25 protein-coding genes and 1 pseudogene are annotated in these 24256 nt (G+C 68.6%); 7 read left to right on the forward strand and 19 right to left on the reverse strand.

Translation table 11 applies throughout. The features are described 5' to 3' along the window. The first annotated feature begins 63 nt into the window (after positions 1-63). Positions 64-987, forward strand: a complete 924-nt coding sequence (locus EIZ44_RS33060; RefSeq protein WP_134733065.1) for a glycosyltransferase family 2 protein — start codon at positions 64-66, stop codon at positions 985-987. A 2-nt stretch (positions 988-989) separates the two neighbouring features. Next, positions 990-2030 (forward strand): GNAT family N-acetyltransferase, encoded by a 1041-nt coding sequence (locus EIZ44_RS33065; RefSeq protein ID WP_240691480.1) that lies wholly within the window; start codon positions 990-992, stop codon positions 2028-2030. 3 nt (positions 2031-2033) lie between these two features. On the opposite strand, the gene EIZ44_RS33070 is transcribed toward EIZ44_RS33065, so the two are convergent. From EIZ44_RS33070 to EIZ44_RS45760, 3 genes are all read right to left on the reverse strand, one after another. Continuing rightward, on the reverse strand, positions 2034-3344 hold the full coding sequence (locus EIZ44_RS33070; protein ID WP_037816346.1) for a UDP-glucose dehydrogenase family protein: 1311 nt from the start codon (positions 3342-3344) through the stop codon (positions 2034-2036). A gap of 1 nt (position 3345) precedes the next feature. Continuing rightward, entirely contained in the window at positions 3346-4554 is a 1209-nt protein-coding gene (locus tag EIZ44_RS33075; protein ID WP_240691481.1) for a glycosyltransferase family 4 protein, read from the reverse strand. Positions 4555-4657: 103 nt separating this feature from the next. Further along, complete coding sequence (locus EIZ44_RS45760) at positions 4658-4957, reverse strand: hypothetical protein (RefSeq protein WP_240691482.1); 300 nt, start codon at positions 4955-4957, stop codon at positions 4658-4660. A 21-nt stretch (positions 4958-4978) separates the two neighbouring features. Between EIZ44_RS45760 and EIZ44_RS33080 the strand changes: the two genes are divergently transcribed. Together EIZ44_RS33080 and EIZ44_RS33085 are read left to right on the forward strand one after the other, a co-directional pair. After that, positions 4979-5656, forward strand: a complete 678-nt coding sequence (locus EIZ44_RS33080) for a hypothetical protein (RefSeq protein ID WP_240691483.1) — start codon at positions 4979-4981, stop codon at positions 5654-5656. Positions 5657-5808: 152 nt separating this feature from the next. Next, positions 5809-6816, forward strand: a complete 1008-nt coding sequence (locus tag EIZ44_RS33085; RefSeq protein ID WP_134733070.1) for a right-handed parallel beta-helix repeat-containing protein — start codon at positions 5809-5811, stop codon at positions 6814-6816. On the opposite strand, the gene EIZ44_RS33090 is transcribed toward EIZ44_RS33085, so the two are convergent. From EIZ44_RS33090 to EIZ44_RS33130, 9 genes are all read right to left on the reverse strand, one after another. Further along, complete coding sequence (locus EIZ44_RS33090) at positions 6726-7175, reverse strand: DUF2784 domain-containing protein (protein WP_037816342.1); 450 nt, start codon at positions 7173-7175, stop codon at positions 6726-6728. The genes EIZ44_RS33085 and EIZ44_RS33090 overlap by 91 nt on opposite strands. Before the next feature lie 28 nt (positions 7176-7203). Then, on the reverse strand, positions 7204-8013 hold the full coding sequence (locus EIZ44_RS33095) for a 2OG-Fe(II) oxygenase (RefSeq protein WP_051729186.1): 810 nt from the start codon (positions 8011-8013) through the stop codon (positions 7204-7206). 4 nt (positions 8014-8017) lie between these two features. Further along, complete coding sequence (locus EIZ44_RS33100) at positions 8018-8920, reverse strand: glycosyltransferase (protein WP_051729183.1); 903 nt, start codon at positions 8918-8920, stop codon at positions 8018-8020. 3 nt (positions 8921-8923) lie between these two features. Further along, positions 8924-10462 (reverse strand): lipopolysaccharide biosynthesis protein, encoded by a 1539-nt coding sequence (locus tag EIZ44_RS33105; protein ID WP_037816341.1) that lies wholly within the window; start codon positions 10460-10462, stop codon positions 8924-8926. Positions 10463-10534: 72 nt separating this feature from the next. After that, complete coding sequence (locus tag EIZ44_RS33110; RefSeq protein WP_037816340.1) at positions 10535-11188, reverse strand: phosphatase PAP2 family protein; 654 nt, start codon at positions 11186-11188, stop codon at positions 10535-10537. 14 nt (positions 11189-11202) lie between these two features. Then, the gene (locus EIZ44_RS33115; RefSeq protein ID WP_051729180.1) at positions 11203-12102 is read right to left on the reverse strand and encodes a glycosyltransferase family 2 protein; all 900 of its coding nucleotides are present in this window, start codon (positions 12100-12102) and stop codon (positions 11203-11205) included. Positions 12103-12146: 44 nt separating this feature from the next. Continuing rightward, positions 12147-12992, reverse strand: a complete 846-nt coding sequence (locus EIZ44_RS33120) for a right-handed parallel beta-helix repeat-containing protein (protein WP_037816338.1) — start codon at positions 12990-12992, stop codon at positions 12147-12149. Further along, the gene (locus tag EIZ44_RS33125; protein ID WP_037816337.1) at positions 12989-14473 is read right to left on the reverse strand and encodes an O-antigen ligase family protein; all 1485 of its coding nucleotides are present in this window, start codon (positions 14471-14473) and stop codon (positions 12989-12991) included. The genes EIZ44_RS33120 and EIZ44_RS33125 overlap by 4 nt, the downstream gene beginning before the upstream one ends. Then, positions 14473-15315, reverse strand: coding sequence for a YveK family protein (locus tag EIZ44_RS33130; RefSeq protein WP_037816336.1), 843 nt, complete (start codon positions 15313-15315; stop codon positions 14473-14475). Before EIZ44_RS33130 ends, EIZ44_RS33125 begins: the two co-directional genes overlap by 1 nt. A gap of 134 nt (positions 15316-15449) precedes the next feature. Here EIZ44_RS33130 and EIZ44_RS33135 point away from each other — a divergent pair, with 134 nt between their 5' ends. Continuing rightward, positions 15450-16571 carry a glycosyltransferase family 4 protein gene (locus tag EIZ44_RS33135; protein ID WP_037816334.1) on the forward strand — a complete coding sequence of 374 codons (1122 nt, stop codon included), beginning with the start codon at positions 15450-15452 and terminating at the stop codon, positions 16569-16571. Here EIZ44_RS33135 and EIZ44_RS33140 read toward each other — a convergent pair. After that, complete coding sequence (locus EIZ44_RS33140; RefSeq protein WP_037816333.1) at positions 16568-17662, reverse strand: class I SAM-dependent methyltransferase; 1095 nt, start codon at positions 17660-17662, stop codon at positions 16568-16570. The two genes, EIZ44_RS33135 and EIZ44_RS33140, sit on opposite strands and share 4 nt — an antisense overlap. Positions 17663-17694: 32 nt before the next feature. Between EIZ44_RS33140 and EIZ44_RS33145 the strand changes: the two genes are divergently transcribed. Together EIZ44_RS33145 and EIZ44_RS33150 are read left to right on the forward strand one after the other, a co-directional pair. Then, complete coding sequence (locus EIZ44_RS33145; RefSeq protein WP_134733072.1) at positions 17695-18243, forward strand: dTDP-4-dehydrorhamnose 3,5-epimerase family protein; 549 nt, start codon at positions 17695-17697, stop codon at positions 18241-18243. A 45-nt stretch (positions 18244-18288) separates the two neighbouring features. Then, a pseudogene (locus tag EIZ44_RS33150) lies at positions 18289-18486 on the forward strand (dTDP-4-dehydrorhamnose 3,5-epimerase family protein); the annotation flags it as partial. 66 nt (positions 18487-18552) lie between these two features. On the opposite strand, the gene EIZ44_RS33155 reads toward EIZ44_RS33150, so the two are convergent. From EIZ44_RS33155 to EIZ44_RS33180, 6 genes are all read right to left on the reverse strand, one after another. Beyond that, positions 18553-19581: an NAD-dependent epimerase/dehydratase family protein gene (locus EIZ44_RS33155; RefSeq protein WP_134733074.1), complete on the reverse strand. Its 1029-nt coding sequence runs from the start codon at positions 19579-19581 to the stop codon at positions 18553-18555. A gap of 14 nt (positions 19582-19595) precedes the next feature. After that, positions 19596-20258 carry a PIG-L deacetylase family protein gene (locus tag EIZ44_RS33160; protein WP_134733076.1) on the reverse strand — a complete coding sequence of 221 codons (663 nt, stop codon included), beginning with the start codon at positions 20256-20258 and terminating at the stop codon, positions 19596-19598. Next, positions 20258-21046, reverse strand: a complete 789-nt coding sequence (locus tag EIZ44_RS33165) for a glycosyltransferase family protein (RefSeq protein ID WP_037816329.1) — start codon at positions 21044-21046, stop codon at positions 20258-20260. Before EIZ44_RS33165 ends, EIZ44_RS33160 begins: the two co-directional genes overlap by 1 nt. After that, positions 21043-22281 (reverse strand): class I SAM-dependent methyltransferase, encoded by a 1239-nt coding sequence (locus EIZ44_RS33170; RefSeq protein ID WP_134733078.1) that lies wholly within the window; start codon positions 22279-22281, stop codon positions 21043-21045. Before EIZ44_RS33170 ends, EIZ44_RS33165 begins: the two co-directional genes overlap by 4 nt. Before the next feature lie 202 nt (positions 22282-22483). Next, complete coding sequence (locus EIZ44_RS33175; RefSeq protein ID WP_037816326.1) at positions 22484-23356, reverse strand: LLM class F420-dependent oxidoreductase; 873 nt, start codon at positions 23354-23356, stop codon at positions 22484-22486. Continuing rightward, the gene (locus tag EIZ44_RS33180) at positions 23353-24222 is read right to left on the reverse strand and encodes an LLM class F420-dependent oxidoreductase (RefSeq protein WP_134733080.1); all 870 of its coding nucleotides are present in this window, start codon (positions 24220-24222) and stop codon (positions 23353-23355) included. Before EIZ44_RS33180 ends, EIZ44_RS33175 begins: the two co-directional genes overlap by 4 nt. Positions 24223-24256: the final 34 nt, after the last annotated feature.

Consider the following 24256-nt stretch of genomic DNA (forward strand, 5'->3'; position numbering starts at 1 on the left):
TCTTCGTTGCCGCCCAACAAAGTCCGTCGTAACAGGCGGGGTGCCGGGCGCGACATTTCGTTCGTGAGTGAGCAACGGTTCCGAGTGGCGATCGTCATCGTGACGTACAACAGCGCCGACGTGCTGCCGGGATGCCTTGCCTCGCTGCGTGACGCGGCCAAGGACACGTGCCTGGTCGACGTCGTCGTGGCCGACAACAGGTCTTCCGACGACACCGCGGAGATCGCCAAGCGCGGCTGGGACGTTCCAGTGACGCTGGTGCAGACCGGACGCAACGGCGGGTACGCCGCGGCGGTCAACGCGGCGATCGAAGATCTGCGGAATACCGAATTGGACGGCATTTTCGTGCTGAATCCGGACGCTCGCCCCCAGCCGGGAGCGATTGCCGTTCTCGCGAGCGCGCTGGAGTATCCGCGGCGCGGCATCGTCTATCCCCGGTTGCTCAACGCGGACGGCAGTCTCCAGCCCTCGATCCGGCGCGATCCGACCGTGCTCCGGGCCCTCGTCGAATCGGTCTTCGGCGGTAGCCGCGCGGGCAGATGGGGCACGATGGGCGAGCTGATCACGGATCCGATGCAGTACGAGTACGCGCGTCCGGTGGCGTGGGGCACCGGCGCGGCGATGCTGATCGGGGCGGACGCGCTGCGCGAGGTCGGCCTGTGGGACGAGTCGTTCCTGCTTTACGGCGAGGAGACGGAGTACAGCCTGCGCGCGAAGGATTTCGGCTGGCAGCCATGGTATGAGCCGGCCGCGGTGGTCGAGCACATCGGCGGGGAGTCCGGCACCAATCCGGTGCTGTGGGCGCTGCTTACCGTCAACCGGGTCAAGCTCTTCCGGCGGCGCAGCGGACGGCTGCCCTCGGCGGCGTACTTCGCGGCGGTGGTGCTTGGCGAATTTCTCCGTTCGCTCGGCGGACGGCGTACCGCGAGAGCCGCACTCGTCGCGTTGGTGCGGCCTTCGCGCCGCCTGACCGCACTGTCGGCCTGAACGTGGTGCGCGTCGTAGAGTTCGACCGCCTCGCGGCCCGGGAACTGGATGCCTGGCATGCGTTGCGGGCCGGCAATCCCAGCCTGGACAGCCCGTACTTCCACCCGGAGTTCGCAGCGGCAGTGCACGCGGCTGGACCGGCGGTCCGGGTCGCTGTCGCGGAGAACGCCGAGGGTGCCGTCGTCGGGCTCTTTCCTTTGCACGTCAATGGGTCCACAGTGCGTCCGGCGGGCTGGCCCGCGGCGGACTTCCAAGCGCCGATCCAGGCGGAGGGCAGCCGATTCCCCGTCGAAGAGCTTCTTCCGGCTCTGCGGGCCAGGACGTTCGCCTTCGACCATCTGCTGGGCTCGGCCGAGTTCGAACGGTGGATCGAAACTCGGCGCGCGTCGCCCTACCTCGACGTCACCGGTGGGCTTGAGGGCTACCTGGCGCGTGCGTCCCGCAGCGGCAAGGACAACATGGGGCAGGCGCGGCGCCGGTCGGCCAAAGCCACCCGGGAGCACGGTTCGCTGGTGTTCACGGCCAGGTGCGAGGATCCCGCGGTGCTGGACGAGGTGATCCGGCTCAAACGCGAGCAGTACGCCGCGACCGGTGCCAGGGACTACTTCTCGGACCCGGCGCGGATCGCGCTGCTGCACCGGCTTCTGCGTACCCGGGAAGGCTCTTTCCGAGGGGTGCTCTCGACTGTCCACATCGGAGGCGAACTGCTCGCGGCACACTTCGGTATTCAGGACGGCCGCGTGTTGAACTGGTGGTTCCCGGTCTACGACCCGCGATTCGCGCGGCTGGCCCCCGGCTGGATCCTGCTGCGGGAAATCGTTCAGGCCGCGCCGGAAACGGGCGTTCAGCGGATCGACCTCGGCCGGGGAGAGGACGAGTACAAGCGGCGGGCGATGACTGGTGAGGTCATGGTGTGTCAGGGCGAGATCGCGAGCGGGGAGCTGCTCGGTCTGGTCCGTCGCGCGGGCAGGCAGGCGGTGACGGTGGTGAAGGGTTCGCCGATCGCGCCGCAGCTGCGTAGTGTGCTGCGGCGCTTTCGGTGAGCGTCAGGACGCCAAGCCGAGGCCGGTCCAGGCGAAACCGGAGCGGCGCAGCACGTCCGAGTCGAGCAGGTTGCGGGTGTCGACGACGATCGGCCGCCGTACGACCTCGGCCATCCGGGCCCAGTCCAGCGTCCGGAACTCCGGCCATTCGGTGAGCAGGATCAGCGCGTCGACGTCCTTCGCCAGTGCCAGCGGATCTTCCACCAGACTGACGTCGCCGAGTTCCGGCCGCATTGTGTCGGCTCCCAGCGCAGGGTCGTAGCCGACGAGGTCCGCGCCCGCTTGCCGCAGCAGCGCGGCGACCGCGAGGGCGGGGGAATCCCGGACGTCGTCGGTGTTCGCCTTGAAGGTCAGTCCGAGCAAGCCGAACCGGAGGTGCGCGAGGGAACCGCCGCGGCTTCCGGTCACCGCCATCCGGATCTTGTCGACGATGCGCTGTCGTTGCCGTTCGTTGGTGTCGATCGCCGCGCGCAGCAACCGGAACTCGAAGTCCGCGGAATCGGAGATCTGCAGCATCGCCCGGGTGTCCTTCGGCAGGCACGAGCCGCCCCAGCCGGGTCCGGGGCGGAGGAACGCCTGCCCGATCCGGCGGTCGTAGCCCATGCCTTCGGTGATGTCCGAGAGGTTGGCCCCGAGCCGTTCGCACAGTTCGGCCATGGCGTTGACATAGGACAGCTTCATCGCCAGGAAACAGTTGGCCGCGTACTTCATGAGTTCCGCGCTCGCCGCGTCGGTCAGCACGGTGGGCGCGCCCAGCCGCGCGTAGAGGCCGGCTACCCGCTCGGCCGCGTCCTGCGCGTCGCTGCCGACCACGATGCGGTCCGGCCCGAGAAAGTCGCGCACCGCGGTTCCCTCGCGGAGGAACTCGGGATTGCTGACCACCGCGACGTCGTCCCGGCGGAGGAGTTCCTTGGTGCGTTCCGCGGTGCCCACCGGCACGGTCGACTTGTTCACCACCACGGCGCCCGACGGCAGGCGCTCCCGGATCTCGTCGACAACGGCTTCCACGCTCGACAGGTCCGCGACCCCGCCGACGCCCATCGGGGTGGGCACGCACAGGAAAACGACCTCGAGATCGGCGTCGACCGCGGCCGCCGCGCCGTGGACGAACTGGAGCCTGCCCGCGGCCAGCCCCTCGGCCACGAGGTCGGCGAGCTCCGGTTCGAGGATGTCGACTTGTCCGCGGGCGAGCCGGTCGATCTTGTCCGGATCGACGTCAGCGCATACCACCCGGTGCCCGAGCGAAGCGAGACACGCACCGGTGGTGAGCCCGACGTAGCCCGTTCCGACTACCGCGATCCGTCTGGCGAACATGTCAATTCTTCTCCTCGTCGAACAGGTCCTGATAGACCGAGAGATAGGCGCGGGCCTGCGGAGCCCAGTCGAGCTCCCGCTCCGCGCGGACCCGGCCTGCCTTGCCGAGTTCCGCTCGCCGTTCCGGATCGTCGAGCAGCGCCACGAGTTCCGCCGCGAACGTGGCCTCGCGGCCCGGCTCCACGTAAACCGCGCAGTCGCCCGCGGAAACCACGGTTTCGGTCAGCCGGTAGGCGAGCACCGGCAACGCGAACGCGAGGTATTCCATGGTCTTGTTCATCGTCGAAAGATCGTTTAACGGGCTGTAGGGGTCCGCGGAGAGCCCGACGTCCGCGGTGGAGAGAAAGTCGGCGATTTCGTCCGGGCCGACCCGGCCGGTGAAATGCACGTAGTCGTCAAGGCCCATTTCGGTGCATTGCTTGCGAAGATCCTCGAGGCAGTCGCCGAAGCCGAGCAACGCGAACTCGACGTCCGTCCTGCGGTGCTCCCGCACGATCCGCTCGACGATCCGCAGCACCCCGTCCACCCCGTCCTGCGGCCCCATGATTCCCAGCCACGCCACGAGATAGTCCTTGCCCCGGCGGAGTTCGGGATTCGGCGACCTCGGCCGCATGACCGAGGTGTCCGGCCCGGAGCGCACGATCGTGGTGTGACCGAGCGGCACACCACCGCGCTCGACGGCGATTCGCCGATAGGAAGCGTTGGTGGAAACAACCCGGTCCGCGGTACGGAATGTCCTTCGTTCCAACCAATACAGACCCTTGAGCTGCACGCGCGCCGCCAGGTTCGCCGGCTCCCCGAACCGGGAGCGGAACACTTCCGGGTTCAGGTCGTGGTGGTCGAAAACGAACCGCACGCCGCGGCGGCGCCAGAGACGGGCGAGGGCCCAGTAAGTGTCGGGCGGGTTGCATGCCTGGATGACGTCGAAGTGCTTGCGCTTCCACACTTTCCGCGACAACAGCGCGGTACGCAGCCAGCAGTAAGCGAATTCGACCAAATAGCTCACCACGCCTGAGGCATTCGGCGGCGGAGCGTACTTGTAGAGGTGCACTCCGTCGAGCACCTCGTACTCCGGGTCGTCTGTCCCTTGTGGACAAATAACCGAAACCTCGTAGCCCGCGGCGGTCAGCGCACGGCATTCCAGCCACACCCGGCGGTCGAGCGGGACGGGGAGGTTCTGCACGATGATCAGTACATGGCGTCGCGACACCGGCGACCTCATCTCCTGTGACAGGGAGCAGACGCTTCTTATTCGCTGCCGCGCGCCCTTTTATTACGCACATCTCGGTAACGGAAAGGGCAGTCGCCGCGACCTAACCGCTGGCTGTCCCGAGAGAGGCATTCAGATGGCGCATGGCGAGGCCGAACCGAAGCTGCGAGCGGGAGATCGAGTGCGCGTCCGCAGCGCCGAAGAGATCCTCGCTACGCTCGACGAACGGGGTCGGTCGGCCGGTTTGCCCTTCATGCCCGAAATGCTCCGTTTCGCCGGGCAGGAGATGCGGATTTACAAACGGGCTGACAAAACGTGCGACACCGTCACGCCCAGTACCGATCACCGGAAACTGGAACGCACCGTTCATCTGGCCGGTGCGCGCTGTGACGGAAGCGCGCACGGCGGCTGCCAGGCGGCCTGTTTGCTTTTCTTCCGGGAGGAATGGCTCGAGCCGGCGCCCGCGACGCCCGCGGGCGGCGGGGCGACGATCGAGACCCTGAACGCGGACACGACGGCGGAACCTGGCGAGGACGGCACGGAGCGCTACCGTTGCCAGGCAACGGAACTGCTCAACGCGTCCGAGCCGATGAGCGCCTACTCGGCGGGGCAGTACCTGGACGACATCCGCTACGGCAACGAGAAACCGGCAGTGGTCGTCCGAGGACTGCTTGTCGTGCTTTTCAACAAGTACCAACGGCTGAGCGGGCGGCTGCCGGCGCGGCTGCGCATCCGCGGCGGCGAGACGTACCCGTTCCTGCGGGGCAGCGGACCGTCCGGGCCGAAGCCCGAGCCGCTCGGGCTCGCTCCCGGAGACCTGGTCGAAGTCCGCAGCAAAGAAGAGATCCTCCGCACCCTGTCCTCGGCGAACAAGAACCGGGGCATGCTCTTCGACGTGGAAATGCTGCCGTACTGCGGGCAGCGGGCGCGCGTGTTGAGCCGGGTGGAGCGGATCATCGACGAGAAGACCGGCCGGATGCTGCGCTTGCGGGATTGCGTCGTGCTCCAGGACGTCTTCTGCCGTTCGCTCTACCACCGCTTCTGCCCCCGGGCGATCTACCCGTACTGGCGGGAGGCCTGGCTGCGCCGGGTCGAAGGCTGACCGCGCCCGTCCTCGTTTTTTGATCACCGATTTCCGGTGATCTATTTTCGCCTGCCCGCAATGGCTTGTGTTCATGGTGCGAAGCTGATTAGTGTGCCGAGTCGTTACATTTCTTCTTGGCATCGACACGATCACAGTGGAGTAAACGCACCATGCGTAAAATCGTTCTCGCCGCGGCCGCCTCCGGGGCCGCGGCGGTGTTCCTGACCGCCTGCCAGCAGAAACCCGAGGCCGTCGGCGTCAGCGTGCCCGCATCGCCGGCGGCCGTCACCTCGTCGACTCCGGCTCCGACCTCGGCTGCCACCACGACCGCGGCTCCGGTCGAGCAGAGCAAACCCGCGCAGACCCCGGCCGCGTCCGCGACGATGGGAGCTTCCTCGCCGGCGGCCAAGCCGTCAGCGACCAGCGCCCCCGCCGGCACCAGCGGGTACGGCGTGTCCGACGAGTCGCGCCTCACCCCGTCCGGATCGATTACCGCCAAATCCGGCCAGGTGATCGAAAATCTCGACATCACCGGACGCGTGCTCATCGGCGACGGCGTGCACGACGTGGTGATCCGCAACTGCCGGTTCACCGGCGACGGCACGGTTCCGTGGGGGATCGACACCGAGGGCGACGGATCGGTGTCCGCCGACCACGTCACCATTCGCGGCGACTACACCGACGCCGGAATCGGCTACCACAACGTCACCGTTTCGCACGCCGACATCTACGGGATGACGAACGACGGCGCGAAGGTCGGCAACAACTTCTCGATCACCGATTCGTGGATCCACGATTTCACCCCGGCCACCGGCGCGCACGCCGACGGCCTCCAGATCATGGAGCGCGTCGCGAACGTGCTCATCCAGGGCAACGTCATCCAGCCCGGCCTCGGCGGGCAGTGGAGCAAGAACACCGCGGCCGACCGTTCGGTCAACTCGGCGATGATCCTCAACGACAGCATCGACCGCGGCACCGCGGGCCGGATCGTGGTCGACCGCAACCAGCTCGGCGGGGGCGGCTACACGGTCTACTTCGGGGTCCCCGGCGACACGCAGTTCACGAACAACCGGTTCGTGCGCAACAGCTACCTCTGGGGTCCGGTCGAGCCCTCGGCCAAGGCGGACATCTGGTCCGGCAACTCGTTCACCGACAACGGAGCCGAAGTGCTGCCCTGAGCGGCGCGGCGGCGGTTCCGCAGTTTCCGGGCGCTGAAGATCCAGCTGAACAGGATGACCGCCACGAAGACCGCGCGCAGGTAATTGATGTGGTGTTCCGGATAGAGCACCCCCTCGACGTACCGGTACATGAACGGACGGTCGTCGACGACCTGCCCGTCCTTCGCTCTCGCCCAGTTCTCGACCGTCGTCACCGGGCAGCCGACCGCTACGTAGAGGGTCAGCACCGCCCAGCCGACGTAGAGCGCGTGCGGGATCGCCATCCACCACCAGCGCGCCGCGAGCAGCCCGCCGATCAGGAGATAGAAAAGAAGAGCGAAATGCAGCACTACCATTGATGTGGCGAGCAGCGCGTACATGTCGCTCCGCCTTTCCCGTGCGTGTGCGCTACTTGCCGCTGATGCGGCCGGCGAGGTCGACGAGCGCGGGCGGGGCCCAGCGCTTGGCGACCTGGCGGAGGTTGCTCTGCCACGATTCGCCCGGCCGCTGCTTGAACACCGTGGTGTGGTCGTCGTGGACTTCCTCGGCCGGACGGCCGTTGGTGTAGTAGTAGAGCGCCATGGACCGGCGGGCCCGGTCCGGCGGGCAGGTCAGCGGGTCCGGATGGCCGTGGTTGGCGTCGTCGGTCGTCGCGAAGAGCACGAACCGGTTGAACACCGGGAGGATCTTGTGCGCGCACTCGGACATGTCCTGGTTCCACAGCTGCAAATGCCCGCCGTAGGACTCTTCCCAGTCCTTGTTGAGGTACAGCAGGCCGTTGAGCCTGCGGTCGAGGTCGAGCCTGCGGTGCCGGTTGAAGTCGACGTGGACCTTCAGGAAGCCGCCGGGGCGGATCTGGTGCAGGCCGCCGCCGTCGAAATGCGGGTCGGGGACGAGGTGCTCGATGCCGCTGATCCGCTCGAGGAAATCGGTGAACACCTGCCCGTTGAACTCGGCGAGGAGTTCCCGGGTCGCCGGGCCCATCCGCTCCGTGTCCGCGAGCGCGAGCTTCACCTCCTGCGAGGTGTCGAAACTCTGCCACTCCGCGTCCCGCGGCTCCGGGAATTCGGCGAGAACGGGCTCCAGGACCTCGGGCGGCAAGAAGTCGTCGATGACGATGTGCCGGAACGGTTGCGCGGTAACGAACTTCTCGTGCAGCCGGTCGGCCATGGGCAACAGTTCGTCGCGGCGGAAAGTGAATTTCCGGACTTCCTGCATAGTTTTACCGTCCTTTCCTGGCGGACTCGGTTCGCGGTGCTTCGGTGCGGATTTCGTGCGGTTCCGGAAGTCTGCTGGTGTTATCGGTCGACCATTCCGTTTCGTTCCCTCGAATGCGCCGGAACCACGCGATCGTCCGATCGGCGAGCACCACGGCGGCGAAACACGCCGCGTCGGCGACCGGGACGGAGCCGCCCCGAACCAGGTCCGCCAGCGTTCGCAGTCCGGCTTCTGCGCCGGGCGGAGCCGGATGCCCCAGCTGGTCCAGTTGCCGGTGCCCGAGCCGGACGCGCGCCCGGCGGCGCACGAGAGCCCGGACTGTCGCGGCAGGCCAGACCGCGGAACTGGCCCCGGGCACCACAGTTTTTCGCGCGGCCGGGATGACGCGGTGCACCCAGGCGTCGTCGGCGAGGACGTCGGGCATCGGGAACGCCAGCGCGTGCCCGCTTTCGTCCAGTGCGTAGACGCCCGAGCCGACTCCTGATCGACGCACCGTCGGCAGCTGTGCCCAGGTGCGGTGCGCCCGCGAGACGACGGGGCCGAGACCGTCGAGTTCGAGCTTCGGATGCGGCGTCGCCATGGCGATGTCCGGTGCCGCGAGCGCCTCGACGAGCGCGCGCACATCCTTGATCGACAACACCACGTCCGCGTCGACGTACAGCCGCGGGTAGCCGGTCAAGGCTTCGTCGCCGATACGCAGCGCGGCGACCTTGCCCGGGGTGGCCGTTTCGAGCACGGTGACGCCGGCGGCCTCGGCGACGGCAGCGGTCCGGTCGGTGCACGCGCTGGCCACGACCACGATCTCCAGTTCGCCCGGAGCGGCACCGGTGCTCAACGCGCGCAGCAGCCGGGGGAGCGTTTGTTCTTCGTTGTGGGCGGGGATCACCAGGTGGGCGCGCGGATTCATCGCTCAGCCCTCCTTCGCCGACAAGCTGCCGAGCTTGCCTTTCGCGAGCAATTTCGCGACGCGCAGCGATTCCCGGAAAAGCTGCCGGTCGATCAGGCGCAACAGCACGAGATAGCTCACCGCGACGACGACGAGGCTTACGCACAAAGTGGCGGGGACCGCGAAACCGGCGGACGTCTCGAGCACCTCGTGCACCAGCCAGCCGAGCGCGGTGGACGGCACCCCGGCGGCGACCGCGGGCCAGATCGCGCGAAGCCAGTCGCCGAGGCTGAACGCGGCGACCCGGCCGATCGCCGCCACCTGGAACGGGGTGAGCAGGAGCGTCGCGATCGAATACGCCGCGGCCACTCCGGTGACTCCCCACGGGAGTCCGGCGAAGAACGCCGGAACGCAGACCAACAGCGGGATCCAGGACCAGCGCAGGGCGAGGTCGGCCCGCCCGAGCCCCATGAACACCGAGCCGCCCGGGGTCGTCAGCGACTCCAGGATCCCGGTGGTGGCCAGCGCGATGACCACCGGGACCGCGGGCCCCCATTCGGGCCCGAAGACCGTGGTCACCACGTCCGGCGCCAGTACGGCGACGGCGAGCATGCCCGGCACCACGGGCACCGCGATCACCTGGGTCACGCGGAGGAAGAGCCTGCGGATGCGGAGCGGATCGTCTTGAATCCGGGCGAAAATGGGAAACGCGACCCGGTTCGCCACGTTGCCCAGCAGGCTCACCGGGACCAGCATGATCCGGTACGGCACCATGTAATACGACAGCGCGGCGGCGCCGAGAAAGTGGCTGACCACGACGTTGTCGGCATTGCGGCCGACGTAGCCGAGAGCTTGCGAACCCAGCAGCGGCACCCCGAACCGGCGCACGTAGCGCAACGCGGAGCGGTCCAGCACGAAGGCGGGCAGCCCCGCCGCGCCGAGCCAGATCAGCAGGACCAGCGCGTCCGTGCAGACCTGCTGGACCACCAGCGCCCAGTAGTGCATGCCGAGTTCCGCGGCGGCGATGCCGATTCCGCCGCCGAGCAAGGTGGCGATCACCTCGCCGAGGGACAGCGCGCGGAAGCGCAGATCGCGTTGCAGCCGGGCGGCCGACACGATGGTCAGTCCCTTGAGCACCGGCCCGATCGCCAGCACCATCAGCACCGGACGCAACTGCGGGATGTCCAGGAAATCGGCGATCGGGCCGGCGAAGGCCACGGTGAGCAAGCCGACGAGGGTGCCGAGCGCGGTCACGGTCCAGAACGCGGCGCCCTCGTCCTGCCGACGCAGTTTCGCCTTTTGCACGATCCCGGTGGCGAGCCCGGTTTCCAGGAGCACCGCGGTGAGGGAGACGTAAATGGTCGCCGCGCTCGCGACGCCGAAATCGACGGGACCGAGCAATCGCGCGAGCACGAGCGCGAACCCGAGCCGGCCGAATTGCCGCGCGATCATCGCGATGATCGTCCACCGGGCCCCGTGCGCGGCGGTGGCGGCCTCGGTTTCCCCGGGCAGCACCGGCTCGGGTGCGGTGGGCTGCCCGGCGCCCGGGCGGTGAACTGTCACAGTAGTCGTCTTCCGCCCGATTCCGGTGGGACAGCTGGGATACTCCTGAAGTCGCCCGTTCGCCGCGGTGGGTTACGCCCGCGGAGATATCGAATCCGACTCGGTTGTCCGGCGCAGCACCGCGATCGCCGTTCCGGCGACGGCCAGCCCGAGCAGCCAGCCGCCCGCGACGTCGGTGAGCCAATGGTCGTCGACGTAGACCCGGGCGAAGCCGACCAGCAACACCCAGCAGCTCGCCACCGCCCGCCACCTTCGCCGTTCCGGGGCGAACAAAGCCACGAACAGGAGCGCGACGACGACGGCGGTCGCGGCGTGTCCGGAGGGATAGGCGGTGCCGTCGACGTGCAGGGTGCCGGGGGTGCGGTCCGGGCCCGCACGCCCGATCAAGACCTTGGCCGTCACCGTCACCGCGGACAGCAACAGGAGCGGGATGCCGCAGGCGAGCACCGGCGCCCATGACGAACGACGGATCGCCAGGATCGCCGCGCTGGCGAACAAGATCGGCGCGGACACCGGAAACTGGGCGACCGCGCTCACCGCGGTCATCGCCGCGTCCAGCGCCGCGCTGTGCTGGCGGGTCACCAGGTCGTGCACCGGCAGATCGGCCTGGGTCAGCGGGCCACGGCTCAGCACCTGCTGGGTGAGCAGGACGAATCCGCCGAGGGCGAGTGCCGGAAACAGCCAGAGTCCGGCCCGGGGAGCGCCTCGGAGGTCTGCGGAATTCACGATGTCGGGCGGGCCTACGTCCGGGCCAGCGGTGCGACGGCCGTTTCGGCGACTCCCCTGGCGAGGCTCCGGGCGAACTTGGTCCGGTTGGCCATCGCCCACTTGGCGAGGGCGGCGTACGCCCGTTGCCGTTGCGGTGGCGTCAAGTCGGCTCGTTTGATCGCCCGGAAAAGTTCCGCGCCGTGGTGCCAGGTGAGGAACCGCGAGCCGTAACCGGTCTTCCGGTTGAACGCGCTCACTTGCCGTTTCGCGACCTGGGTGGTCAATTTCGCGCTGTGCTCCCGTTCCTGGAACAGCGGTTCGCCGAGCATCACGATCGGCCCGGCCAGTGCGAGTTCGGCGAGGAAAACCCGGTCGCTGCCCCAGAATGGCAGCAACAGCCGCGTACGCGCGGCGAGTGCGCGTCGTTGCACACCGAAGGCGACCGCGCACGAGTAGTCGTAGCGGATGAGGTCCGCGAACCGGTCTGCTGGCTCCGGCGCCTCCGAGGTGCGGAGATCCTGCGTGATGCCGAGCGAGGTGCCGTCCTCGTCGATGTGTTCGATGGCTGAGCAGGCTGCGGCGGCTGCGGGAGCGTCGTGCAAAGCCGTCACGCAACGCTGCACAAACGTTTCGTGCTGGAGGTCGTCCGCGGCCGCCCATTTGAACAGCGCGCCTGACGTGGCTTGGAAAACGTAGTTGAAGTTCGCGGCCGCGCCGATGTCGTGCGGGTGCCGGTGGTAGCGCACTCGCGGGTCGCGCCGGGCGTAGTCGTGGACGATTTCCGCGGTTTCGTCGGCGGAGTCGTTGTCGGCGACCAGCAGCTCGAAATCGCCGAAAGTCTGGGACAGCAGGCTTTCCAGCGCTCCGGCGAGGAAGCCGGCGCCGTTCTTGACGGGCAACCCGATCGACAGTGGCGCTGGAGAGTTCGGCACACCTTGACGGTCGTCGCGGGCGGCGCTGCCGTTACGAACGCCGGTCAGGAATCGGGAGGAGGCCACGAAACCGCGGTCCCGTCCGGAAAACGGTTGCCGGAGAACACCTTCGGTGGCGGGCCCGGGTAGATCGGCTGGTACCGGTAGTCGCGCCGGAACGTGTTCCCAGTGATCTCGACGTCCGGGTAGTCCGGATTGTGGTAGAGCGTGTTCGCCCCGCCGCCGAGCACGTTGTCGCGAATCGTCACCGGGCCCGCCACCGCGGGGGTCGGGTCCGGAGACGAGGACAGGATAATCGCCGAGGTGACCTCCTCGGCCGTGCCGGGATCGATCACGTTGTCTTCCACCAGAATTGAGCCCGCGAGGTGGTCCGACTGCGCCCCGTCGGAGTGCGCGCCCGGTGCCGGGGCGAAGTCGTGGATCCACGAGTCCGCGAGGCGGACGTTGTTGCCCAGCTTCACGCCGTCGTGCGTCATGCCTGAGATGTCGACCCGTTCCGCGGTCCAGTTGTGGAAAGCGATCGCCGCGCTGCGGTAGTCCCCGGTGATAGTGACGTTGCGGATCGTCACCGATCCCGCGCCGGTCGTGGTGATCGCGAAGTAGTCGGCACCGGTGCCGGTGAAGCGGCTGCGCTGAATCACCACACCCGGTGCGGACACCGTCACCGCGCCGCGCACGTCGAGCCCGTCGAGGACTTGCCCCGGCTGGTCGGCGTTGAGCGAGCCGGTCGGGCGCAACGACTCGGACGGCGGTGCCCCGATCGTCGTCGGCGCCGGACTGGCGGACGGTGTCGTCGCGGCAGGCGGCGCGGCGGGCTGGGCGGTGGCCACGCACGCCGCGGCCGCCAGCAGGACGGCTCCGGCGCAGGCGGCTGCCGCCAGCCGGTTCATCGGACGCTCTCGAGCGGCCGGACCGAGCGGTCCCGGACGGCGATCCGCCACAGCGCGGCGGCCGCGCCGAGCAGGCTGAACGTCATCACGAACATGATCTTGTAGCCGAACGCGTCGAAGGTGAACGCGCCGACCGCGGCGGCGGCGATCGAGGCGGCGAGGGCCTGGGCGAGGCTGCGCACGGCCGGGTCGGCGACAGTGCGGTGCACCCGCCGGGCGAGCGAGTAACCGGTGGCGAGGATCGCGAGTTCGGCGGCCACTCCGAGCGCGCCCATCGTGGCGAGCGTGAACAGGTACTCGTTGTCCAAGATCCGGTACAGCTTGGGAATGTAGGTGCCGACGCCGAGGCCGAGCAGCGGATGGTCGTGCCAGACCGTGAACACCGCGGTGTAGTCGTCGGTGCGGCCCTGGATGCTCGGGTCGGTCGCCAGGGTGCTGGGCAGCAAGATGCTGCGGAGACTGCCGAGCAGCCCCGGCACCACCGCGCTCATGCCGACCAGCCCGGCGATCGCGAACGGAATCAGGTTGAACACCATCCGCAACCGGACGCTGAGCAGGTACACCGCCATCGCGACCCCTGCGGTCAGCACCCCGGACCGGGACACCGACAGCGGCATGCACCCGGCGATGAGCACGAACATCGCCCACCACCGCACTCGGCACTCCTTCGGCGCGGTCAGCGCGAGGTGCAACGCGATCGGGGTCGCCATGCCGAGCACCACGGCGTACTCGATCGGATGGCCGGCCAGCCCTTGCACCCGGTGGAAACCGGACCGGGCGAGCGCGTCGACGTCCTCGGTGAAATGGAAGGTCAACCCGGGCAGCCGGAGCTGCTGGTAGAGGTCGACGACTCCGAAGAACTGGAGCAGCGCGCTGACCGCGAGCAGCCCGCAGGCGATCACGATCAGCCGCAGGAAGCGGGTGACGCCGCCGATGTCGCGCAGGGTGTCGGTGACGAAGAGCAACAGGCCCATCGCGCATGCCTCGCCGAACAGCGAGGCGTCGGAGGCCGACGCCTCCAGCGGCGAAAGGCCGCGCAGCTGACCGGCGATGTAGCTGGCGAGGACGACCCCGACGAAAATGAGGCAGACGATCCGCATCGGCTGCCGTCCCCGGTCGGTGCCGAGCGAACTGTCGACCCGCCCGTAGCACCAGAGCACCAGCAGCAGTGCCGCCACGATCAACCCGGGCACCCCGATCTGCCCGAGCGGATTGATGATCAGCGACGCCGGGACGAGAAAGGTCAGCGCGAACAGGATGGCGAGCGCGGTTTGCTCGTCGCGGCGGGCGTTCAGCCAGAGCGCGGACACGATGATGACCACGACGACGAAGGGCGTCATCGTCGGCGCGATGATCGGGACGGCCAGCAGCGCGAGCGCGGCGGCCGCGCAGATCGCCCGCAGGATCGGCCGCCCGGCGAGGTCGGCGCTGAAGCGCGCGATGCCGCGGCCGGTGAGCGAGTCGAGGGGACGCTGGCTCATCAGCCGCGCCGGCCGAGCGGACTCCGGGTGCCGGTCTTGCCTCCGTCGCTCTCCTCAGCGTTCGCCGGCGCGGTCACCGGCAGCAAACGGGCGGTTTCCTCGCCGTGCCGGACGGGTTCCGCGACGCCGGGCCCGCGGACGGGCGTGGCCACTCGGTCCGCCCGCTCGGGTCGCGGGTCCACCGGCAGTTCGCCGCGGTGGCTCTCCGGCGGGTGACCGGACTGGGCTTCCGGGACGGCCGGGCGGGCCGGGCGTTTGCGCGAACGCAGTTCCACGACCACGCACGCGGTCAGGGACAGGATGACCCCGAGCGCACCGGCGGCCAAGGCGGTCTTGAGCTGGTTGCTGTGCGAGACCGCGGCGTCCTGCGGTTGCACGACGTCATCGACCGTCACCCGGAACGGGCCCGGGATCTGTTTCTGCGCCTGCAAATCGTCGAGCCGTTTCGCGAGCTGTGCCGCGATCGCGCGGTAGGTGGTGAGCGTGTTCTGCCGGCCGGGGTCGGTCACGGTGACCGTGAGCACCGCCTTGCCGCTGTCGTCGATCTGGTACTTGGCGGTGCCTCCGGCCGCGGTGATCGCGGCGGCGACGTCCGGCGACTTCGCCAGCTGGCCGAGCACGAGCGCGGTCGCGGCGGTGTCGTAGTACGGGTTGCTCTGGAGCCGGGCCGACTGGTCGGCGGTGGCGGCGAAGGGATAGCTGACCTTGAGCGCCCCGTCCACCTCGTAGGTGGGGGACACGCTGCTGGCCAGGATCCAGCACACGACTGCGGAGACGACGAGCGCGGGGACGAGGATGAGCCAGCGACGGAGAGCGACCTGGAAGATTGCGAGCAAGTCCATCGGAGTTCCCCTCACCTCCTGCGTTTCTTATGCTGTCGGCGGTGCCGAATCGCAGTCCGGCGTCATTTGGTTGTCGCACCCGGCTGCCCGGATGTGACATCGGAACCTTCCGTCTTCCGGAAAGGCATCGAATCGTGACCACGCCGAAGATCGGGTTCGCGTGCGCCTGGGACCGCCCTCCGCAGGGGACGTGGTCGCACACGCCGTGGAACCTTCGCGCGGCGCTGCGCGAGCGGGCTGCCGTCGTCGACCTCGGGCTGGAGTGGTCGCTCCCGGTCCGGTCGGCGCTGCGGGGCCTCGGCGCGCACCGCCACGAAGGCCGCTGGGGCAGCCACTGGAAGCACCTGCCGCTGACCATGGCGCTCGCCGGGACGAAACTCCGGGCAGCCGAACGCAAGCTCCGTCCCGACGTCGTGCTGCAGATCGGCGACCTCGCCCGCACCGACACGCCGTTCCTGCTCTACCAGGACTCCAGCTTCGACATCCTTCTCGAACGCCTCGACACCGAAAGCGGCCGTGCCCTGCACTTTCCCGGTCTCGACCGGGCCGCGCTCGGCCGGCTGCGCGACCGGCAGCACCGGATCTACCGCGAAGCCGCCGGATTGCTGACGATGAGTCAATGGCTGGCGGACCATCTGGTGCGCGTGTCGGGGGTGCCGCGGGACAAGGTGCACGTGGTCCCGCCCGCGGCCAACGGACTGCCGGACGGCCCCGTAGCCCGGCATCGGGAGGGGCCGCGGCGCCGGCTGTTGTTCGTGGGAAAAGACTTTTCCACCAAGGCGGGCGATGTGGTCGTCAAGGCGCTCGCGGTATTGCGCGCGGAATCGGACCCGGAACTGACGCTCACCGTGGTGGGCCCCAAGGAATGGCCATTGCCCGGCCCGGTGCCCGCGGGCGTCGAATTCCTCGGCCGGATTCCGGTCGAGCAGGTGCGAATGCTTTACCGGACACACGATTTGTTCGTGATGCCCAGCCGGTTCGAGGGGTACGGCATCGCATTGGTGGAAGCGCTCGCGCACGGGCTGCCATGCGTGGCGAGGCGGGATTGCGCGATGCCGGAGATCGTCCGCGCGGGGGAGAACGGCGACCTGATCGGTTCGGACGATCCCCGCGAACTGGCGGGCGTGATCGCCGGTCTGCTGGCGGACGACGGCGTTTACGAACGCGTGCTGGCCACTGCTCCTGAGGTGATCGCGCGGCATTCGTGGGGGAGGGTCGCCGACGACGTGCTCCGCGTGGCCACGACGGTGCGTTAACCGTTTTCGAGCGCGTCGGCGGGCACCCATCGCCCGCCCGCCGCCTCGACCTGGGGGAACTGCCTCCGGACCTCGGTCAGCAAGTCGGGGAGGAAGAGCAGGACCGCGTCGGGACGAGCCTCGACCAGTTCCGCGGGCGGGATGATCGGGATTTCGCTCGACGGCATCCGCCGGCCCTGTTTGGCTGCCGAGGCGTCGGCGATGGCCGGGAGCAGGTCGCGGGTGACGCCTGCCCGGCACAGCTGTGCGACCGCACGGGAAGCGGCGCCGTACCCGAGCACGCGTTGACCGGCGGCCAATTGCTCTTCGAGCCAGGCAGCGACGGAACCCGCGTTGCGGACCGCCGCTTGCTGCAGGCCGGCAACGATTTTCGGCTCAGTCACGCCGGAATCGGCTTCTTCGGCGACGAGCGTCCGCACCGAGCTGTCCGGTTCTCCGCCGCGGCCGGCGGCCAAGAGAATCGTTCCGCCGTAAAGATCGAACCGGAACGCGGAGCGGGCGACGAGCCCGGCCGCACGCAGCATTTCGACGAGGACCGGCGTCGAGTAGTACGCGTAGTGACCGTGCCGCAACGCGTTCCACTGTCCTTCGCGCAGAATCGAGGCCAGCGAATGGAATTGCAGCAGCAGCACGCCGTCGTCGGCCAGTCCGGCCACGCGGGCCTGCAAAGCGGCCTGCTGGTCGGGTTCGTGCATGAGACCGAAACAGTCGACGATCACGTCAGCGTTCCCGTCGGACACCGGGGTGAGCCCGCGCGCGCCGAGCAAGGAAAGCCACGAACCACCGTGCGGGCTGCCGTATTCGCGGACAGTGCCGCTGGCGGGCAGCATTCCCGCGGCGCGGCTGACCGCGTCCGCCGCCTGCTCGACCAGCGCGGCCGGTTCGACTCCGCGCGGTTCGTCCGGTTTGGTCTCGTCCTCGGCGAGCTGCGCGAGCCCGCATCCGGCGCACAACCACATCCGGAGCGGGAAGACGACGTCCGGGCCCGGCTCGGAGAGCGCCGGGAAATGATCGGCTGGCGGTTGTGGGCCGAGGTCGAGCACCACGGCGCCGTCCGCCGATCGGCACCAGCGGCAGCGTGGCGAGGTCACCGCGAGAGTCCTTCCAGGGGGAAAATGGGCGAATGAGAGTCGAATCTTGTGCGCTTGCCGGAGTACTGGTGTTCGTGCCGGAACCGCATCACGACGACCGCGGCCTCTTCACCCGGACGTTCGACACGAAGATCGCCGCCGAACACGGCCTGGCCGCCGAAACGTTCCAGCAGGACTCCCAGTCGCGCTCGCGATCGGGAGTCCTGCGAGGCATGCACGGCCGGTCCGGCCGCGGCGAGGCGAAACTGGTGCGATGCGCGCGCGGCGCGGTGCACGACGTGCTCGTGGACATCCGCCCCGGGTCCGCGACGTTCGGCAGGCAACAGGCGTTCCGGCTCGACGACGTGGAGTTCGCGCACCTGTACGTTCCGCCGGGCTTCCTGCACGGGTTCCAGGTGCTCACGGAGTACGCCGATGTCTGCTATCGGATCGACCGCCCGCACGATCCGGCCGAGGATCTGGCGGTGCGGTATGACGACCCGGAGTTGGCGATCGAGTGGCCGCTTGCGGTCACGCTGCTCAGCGCGCGCGACGCGGCTGCCGGGACGTGGGCTGACCTGGTCGCGAGCGTCCGGGGATGACGTCACTGGATTCGCGGCCGCAGGTCCGGGCGCCTGTATGTTCCATCGGGGTTCCAGGTGCTCACGGAGTACGCCGATGTCTGCTACCGGATCGACCGCCCGCACGATCCGGCCGAGGACCTGGCGGTGCGCTACGACGACCCGGACTTGGCGATCGAGTGGCCGCTGCCGGTCACGCTGCTCAGCGCGCGCGACGCGGCTGCCGGGACGTGGGCTGATCTGGTCGCGAGCGTCCGGGGGTGACGTCATTGGGCTCGCGGCCGCAGGTCCGGGCCCAGCGTNTCTGGTCGCGAGCGTCCGGGGGTGACGTCATTGGGCTCGCGGCCGCAGGTCCGGGCCCAGCGTGCCGTCCGCCCGGCGGACCGAGAGGTGGGCGAGCCGGGTGAGCCGCTGGTCGAAGGCGGCCTGGGTGAGGTGATGCCGCCGGTAGGCGTCCGCGAGTTCGCGGGCCCCGGCGGGCACCGTCCAGGCGCACGTGAACTCCGGCAGTGCGGCGCGGATCCGGCTGAAGTCGACCCGGTAGGACCGTGGGTCCGCACCGGCCTCGCCGGCGATCTGCAGGTCGGCTCCCGGAACCGCTTCCACGACGGCTTCGGCGATCTCGGAAACCCGCAGGTTGTTGGCCTCGGTGCCGACGTTGAACGCCTTCGCGTGCACTGCGTCGCGGGGAGCGGTCAGCGCCGCGGCGAAAGCGGTGGCGATGTCCTGGGCGTGCACCAGCGGACGCCAGGGCGTGCCGTCCGACAGCACCTTCACCGTGTTGGTCAGGATCGCGTGGCCGACCAGGTTGTTCAGCACGATGTCCGCACGGAGCCGCGGGGAGAAGCCGAAAGCGGTGGCGTTGCGCAGGAAAACCGGGCTGAAGTCGTCGTCGGCGAGGCCGAGCAGATCGTCTTCGACCCGCACCTTCGATTCGGCGTACGGCGTCACCGGCCGCAGCGGCGCTTCCTCGTCCACCAGACCGTCGTTTCCGCTGGCCCCGTAGACCGAACACGTTGACGCGTAAAGGAAACGCCGCACACCGGCGTCCTTGGCCAACTGCGCCAGCCGGGTCGAGGCGCGGTGGTTGATCGCGTAGGTGATTTCCGGGTCCAGCGCGCCGAGCGGGTCGTTGGACAGCGCGGCGAGGTGGATCACCGCGTCGAAGCCCGCGACGTGCTCGGGGCGAACATCGCGCAGGTCGACGCTCACCGCCTTGGGGTCGTTGACCGCTGGACCGAGCACACAGGTCGAGTACAGGCCCGAATCAAGGCCGACGATGTCGTGGCCCGCGGCGGCGAGGACGGGCGCCATGACCGTGCCGAGGTAGCCGAGGTGTCCGGTCAGAAGTACGCGCACGGGTCTTCCTCATCTCATTCCGTAGCGGAGCCGCGGGCTGCCGCGATCGTCAGTTTCGGTGCGTGGAAGGCCTCGGCGTACCGCTGCTGGCACTGCACGCCGCGCACCCGGGCGAGCCCGGCGAACGCCTCGTGGTCGAACCAGCCCCTCCCGTGCTGCGACGGGTAGTGCGCGGCGAGCAACTCGCTTTTCTCCTGGACGGTTTCCTCGCTCAGCGGGAAGAAGACCGTCGGCTGCGCGAGGTCGGACTCCCACTTCAGGATTTCGTAGCCGAGGATCAGGTGGTCGCGGAACGCGGTCGGCACGAGTTTCGCCAGCCCGCGGTGGTCCTGGTGCGCGTCGTGGGCGGCCGGGGCGAACACCAGGTCCGGTTCGCAGTTCCGGCGCACCGCCTCGAGCGCGTCCTTGGCCAGGTCCCATTGCGCCGGAAGCCGTCCGTCGCGGAGGTCCAGGACGGTCACCGCCACCTCCGCTTTCGGACAGAACGCCTCCAGCGCGGCACGTTCTTCGGCTTCCCGCGGCGTGCCTGCCCCGGACAGCACGAGCGCGGTCACGCGTACGCCCGGGTTGGCCCGGCACAGTTCGAGGAGGCTCCCGCCGGCGCCGATCGCGATGTCGTCGCAGTGCGCGCCCAGCACCGCGATCTCCGAACAGACTTCGGGAAGCAGCGCCCGCATCAGCGTCCTGCCCGTGCGGTTTCCCAGAGCATCCAGGGCCGGTCCCCGTGCGCGTAGGCGGCGTTGAGCGAGAGCCGTTCCTTGACCGTGTCGGTAGGTTTCCAGAACCCGCGGTACGGATAGCCGAGCAGCTTGCCCTCCTTCGCCAGCCCGACGCACCCGTCGGCCACGAGGTCGCCGTTCTCCGGGATGTGGTCGAAAACCTCCTGCCGGAGAACGAAATAACCGCCGTTGGACCACAGCGGCATCTCGCTCACCGGGGTGATCCCGCCGACGCGTCCGTCCGGGGCGAGTTCGACGCAGTGGAAGGTCGACTCGGGCGGGACGACCATCATCGAGGCGCCCGCGTCGGTGGCCGCGAATCGCGTGATCATCTCGTCGAGCGGCGCGTCGGTCAGGACGTCGGCGTAGTTGGCGAGGAACATCTCCTCGCCCTCGAGATAGGGGCGCACGCGCCGCAGCCGCTCCCCGATGGGAGATTCGATTCCGGTCTGCACGAAGGAAATCGACCAGTCGCTGATGTCTGTCGACAGCAGTTCGACCCGGCCGTCGCGGAGCACGAAGTCGTTGGACTCGGTCTCGCGGTAGTCGAGGAAGAAATTCTTGATGTGGTGCGCCCCGTACCCGAGGCACAGGACGAACTCGGTGTGCCCGAAGTGGGCGTAGTAGCGCATGACGTGCCAGATCAGCGGCCGGGGGCCGACCGCGGCCATCGGTTTCGGCAGATCGTCGTCGGTGCCGTTGCGCATGCGCATGCCGTAACCGCCGCAGAACAGAACGACCTTCACTTCACTGCCACCTCGACGATTTCCAGGCGCGGAATCGGGAAGACGAGCTTGCCGCCCCACGCGCCGACGTAGGAAAGCTGCTCGGTCAGTTCGTCCCGCAGGTTCCAGGGCAGGACGAGCACGTAGTCCGGCCGGTCGGCGGCGATCCGGTCCGGTTCCACGACCGGGATCCGGGTGCCCGGCGTGAACCGGCCGTGCTTGTACGGATTGCGGTCCACCGTGTAGGCCAGCAGGTCCGGGCGGATGCCGCAGTGGTTGAGCAGGGTGTTGCCCTTGCCGGGCGCGCCGTACCCGACGACCGTTTTCCCGGATTTCCGGGCGGCGAGGAGAAATTCGAGCAATTCGAGCCGGACGCGGGTGACCCGGTCGGCGAATTCGGTGTACCCGGACAGCTCGTGCAGCCCGGCGGCCTTCTCCCGTGCCAGGACGTCGACCATCCGTGCGCTCGGCTCCCCGGCGGCTTCCTCAGGCCGTGCCCAGAGCCGGATCGACCCGCCGTGCGTGGGAAGGAGTTCGACGTCGACGACGGTCAGCCCGCCCGCCGCCAGCGCCCGCCGCGCGGATTCGACGGTGTAGTACTGGAAATGCTCGTGGTAGATCGTGTCGTACTGGTTCTTTTCGATCAGTGTGAGCAGATGCTGCACCTCGATCGACACCCAGCCGTCGTTCGCGACGAGCGCCCGCAGCCCGTGGGTGAACCCGCGGATGTCCGGGATGTGGGCGTAGACGTTGTTCGCTACGACCAGGTCGGCCGGACCGTGTTCGGCGCGCACCTCGCGGCCGGTCTCCTCGGAGAGGAACGCGGTGTGCGTCGGTACCCCGGCCTCGCGGGCGGCCTGCCCGACGTTCACCGAAGGTTCCACGCCGAGACAACGGATTCCGCGTTCCACGACGTGCTTCAGGAGGTAACCGTCGTTGCTCGCGACCTCGACGACGAAAGACCGGTCGGTCAGCCCGAGCCGCTCGACCGCGGTATCGGTGAACCGTTTCGCGTGCTCGACCCACGAGGTGGAAAAAGACGAGAAATACGCGTAATCGGTGAAAGTGTCGGCCGGATCGAGCAACGGCGGGAGCTGCGCGAGCCAGCATTCGGTGCACACTTCGAGATGCAGCGGAAAAGTCGGTTCGGGTTCGGCCAGCTGCGCGGCGGTCAGGAACCGTTCGCACGGCGGGGTCGCGCCGAGGTCGACCACGCTGGCGGTTCTTTCCGAACCGCAGAGTCGACATGTGGTCATGTGCCAGGCTCCTCCGACTCGGATGCGCGATCTGCGTAGGGCAGGTCGATCCGCGCCCGGCCGTCGTTACAGCGTGCCGGGAACGTCGCCGGAGTCGATTCGGAACCGAGACCATGACAGCGGCGGAATGCCGCGAGGTGCTGGGACGAACGGGTGGGCGGCCGGAGCCGGACGGCGCAGCCGCCACCCGTTCGTCAGTGGATCACAGTTTTTCCGCCGCCGGGATCACTTCGGTGGCGAACCGTTCGAGCACCGCCGGGTCCGGCACGCCGTGTGCCCAGCCGGTCGCGACGGTGAACCCGAGCTCCGACAGCCGGCCGAGTTCGTCCAGCAGTTCCCCGGTTTTCTCGCCGTTTTCGCCGGTGTCGAGCCGCAGCGAAGCGGTTTTCGTGATCTCGGAGTAGTCGCGGCCGACGTCCTCGCAGTGCTGCTTCAGGACTTCCAGTTTGCGCGGAAGGTCCGCGTTGGGCAGCAAATTGCAGATGTCGCCGTATTGCGCGACGAACCGCAGGGTCTTCTTCTCGCCGCTGCCCCCGATCATGATCGGCGGATGCGGACGCTGGATCGGCTGCGGGCTGTTGAGCAGCCGCTCGCCGCTGAAATGCGTTCCGGTGAACGGTTCGTCGCTGTCCGACCACATCTGGTGGACGTACCGGAGCGCGTCCTCGAGCTGTTCGAACCGCTCCTTCATCGGCGGGAATCGGAACCCGAGCGCGCGGGATTCCTCCTCGTTCCAGCCTGCCCCGATGCCGAGGATCGCCCGCCCGCCGGACAGCACGTCGAGCGTCGTCGCCGCCTTCGCGAGCAGCCCGGGGTGGCGGTAGATGACGCCGGTGACGAGCGTGAGCAGCTTGACGCGCTCGGTGTGCGCGGCCAGGAAGCCGAGCGTGGTCCAGGCTTCCAGCATTTCGTGCTCGGGCGGGCCGTAGCTCGAAATCTGGAAGAAATGGTCCATCACCGACAGGTATTCGAACCCGGCCTCGTCCGCGGTCCGCGCCACCCGCGCCAGGTCCGCGCCGAGCGCCGCCGGGCCGTTCGGCCAGGTCTGCTGAGCCAGGTGCAACCCGAGTTTCATGCCAACTCCTTAACCGCCGGAATGATGTCTTGCGCGAAAATCTCGATCCGGTCCCGATCCAGGCCGCCGGGCAGCGGGCCGATCACGGCGTGCACGCCGAGCCGGTGCAGCCGCCGCGCCTCGGCGAGAAATTCGCCGGTTTTCTCCCCGGACGGACCGATGTCCAGGTAGTGGTAAACGGTCGTGGCGATCTCGGCGTAGTCGCGGCCCTCGGTTTCGCAGTGCCGCTTGAGCACGTCGAGCTTCCGTTCGAGATCCGGGCCGTTGCCGATGTTGCAGAAGTCGCCGTACTTTGCGACGAGCCGCAGCGTCTTCTTCTCGCCCCCGCCGCCGACCATGATCGGCGGCCGGTGCGGCGGCTGTGGACTGTTGAGCAGTCTTTCGGCGGTGAAATGCTTGCTGGAGAACGGTTTTTCGTCCTCGTCCCACATTTGCCGGACATACCGCAGGTTCTCTTCGAGCAGCTCGAACCGTTCCGAGGTGGAGGGAAACGGGAAGCCGAGACCGCGGGCTTCTTCCTCGTTCCACCCGGCTCCGATGCCGAGCATGGCCCGCCCGCCGGAGAGCACGTCGAGCGTGGTGACCGCTTTCGCGAGCAGGCCGGGATGCCGGTAAATCGCGCCAGTGACGTAGGTGAACAGTTTCGCGCGCCGGGTGTGCGCGGCGAAGTAGCCGAGCGTCGTGTACGCCTCAAGCATGGGGTGATCGCTCGGACCGACGCTGGGAATCTGGAAGAAGTGGTCCATCACCGCGAGATACGCGAACCCGGCGTCGTCCGCCGCCCGCACCGCCTCGGCGAGTTCGCCGCCGAGCGCGGCAGTCCCTCCCGGCAGCGTGAAGTCGGGCACCTGGAGGCCAAGTTCCATACCCGACACCGTATACCTGGAGTAACTTCATGTG

Origin of the sequence: Amycolatopsis nivea (genome assembly GCF_004522235.1) — a bacterium.
Taxonomy (GTDB): domain Bacteria; phylum Actinomycetota; class Actinomycetes; order Mycobacteriales; family Pseudonocardiaceae; genus Amycolatopsis; species Amycolatopsis nivea.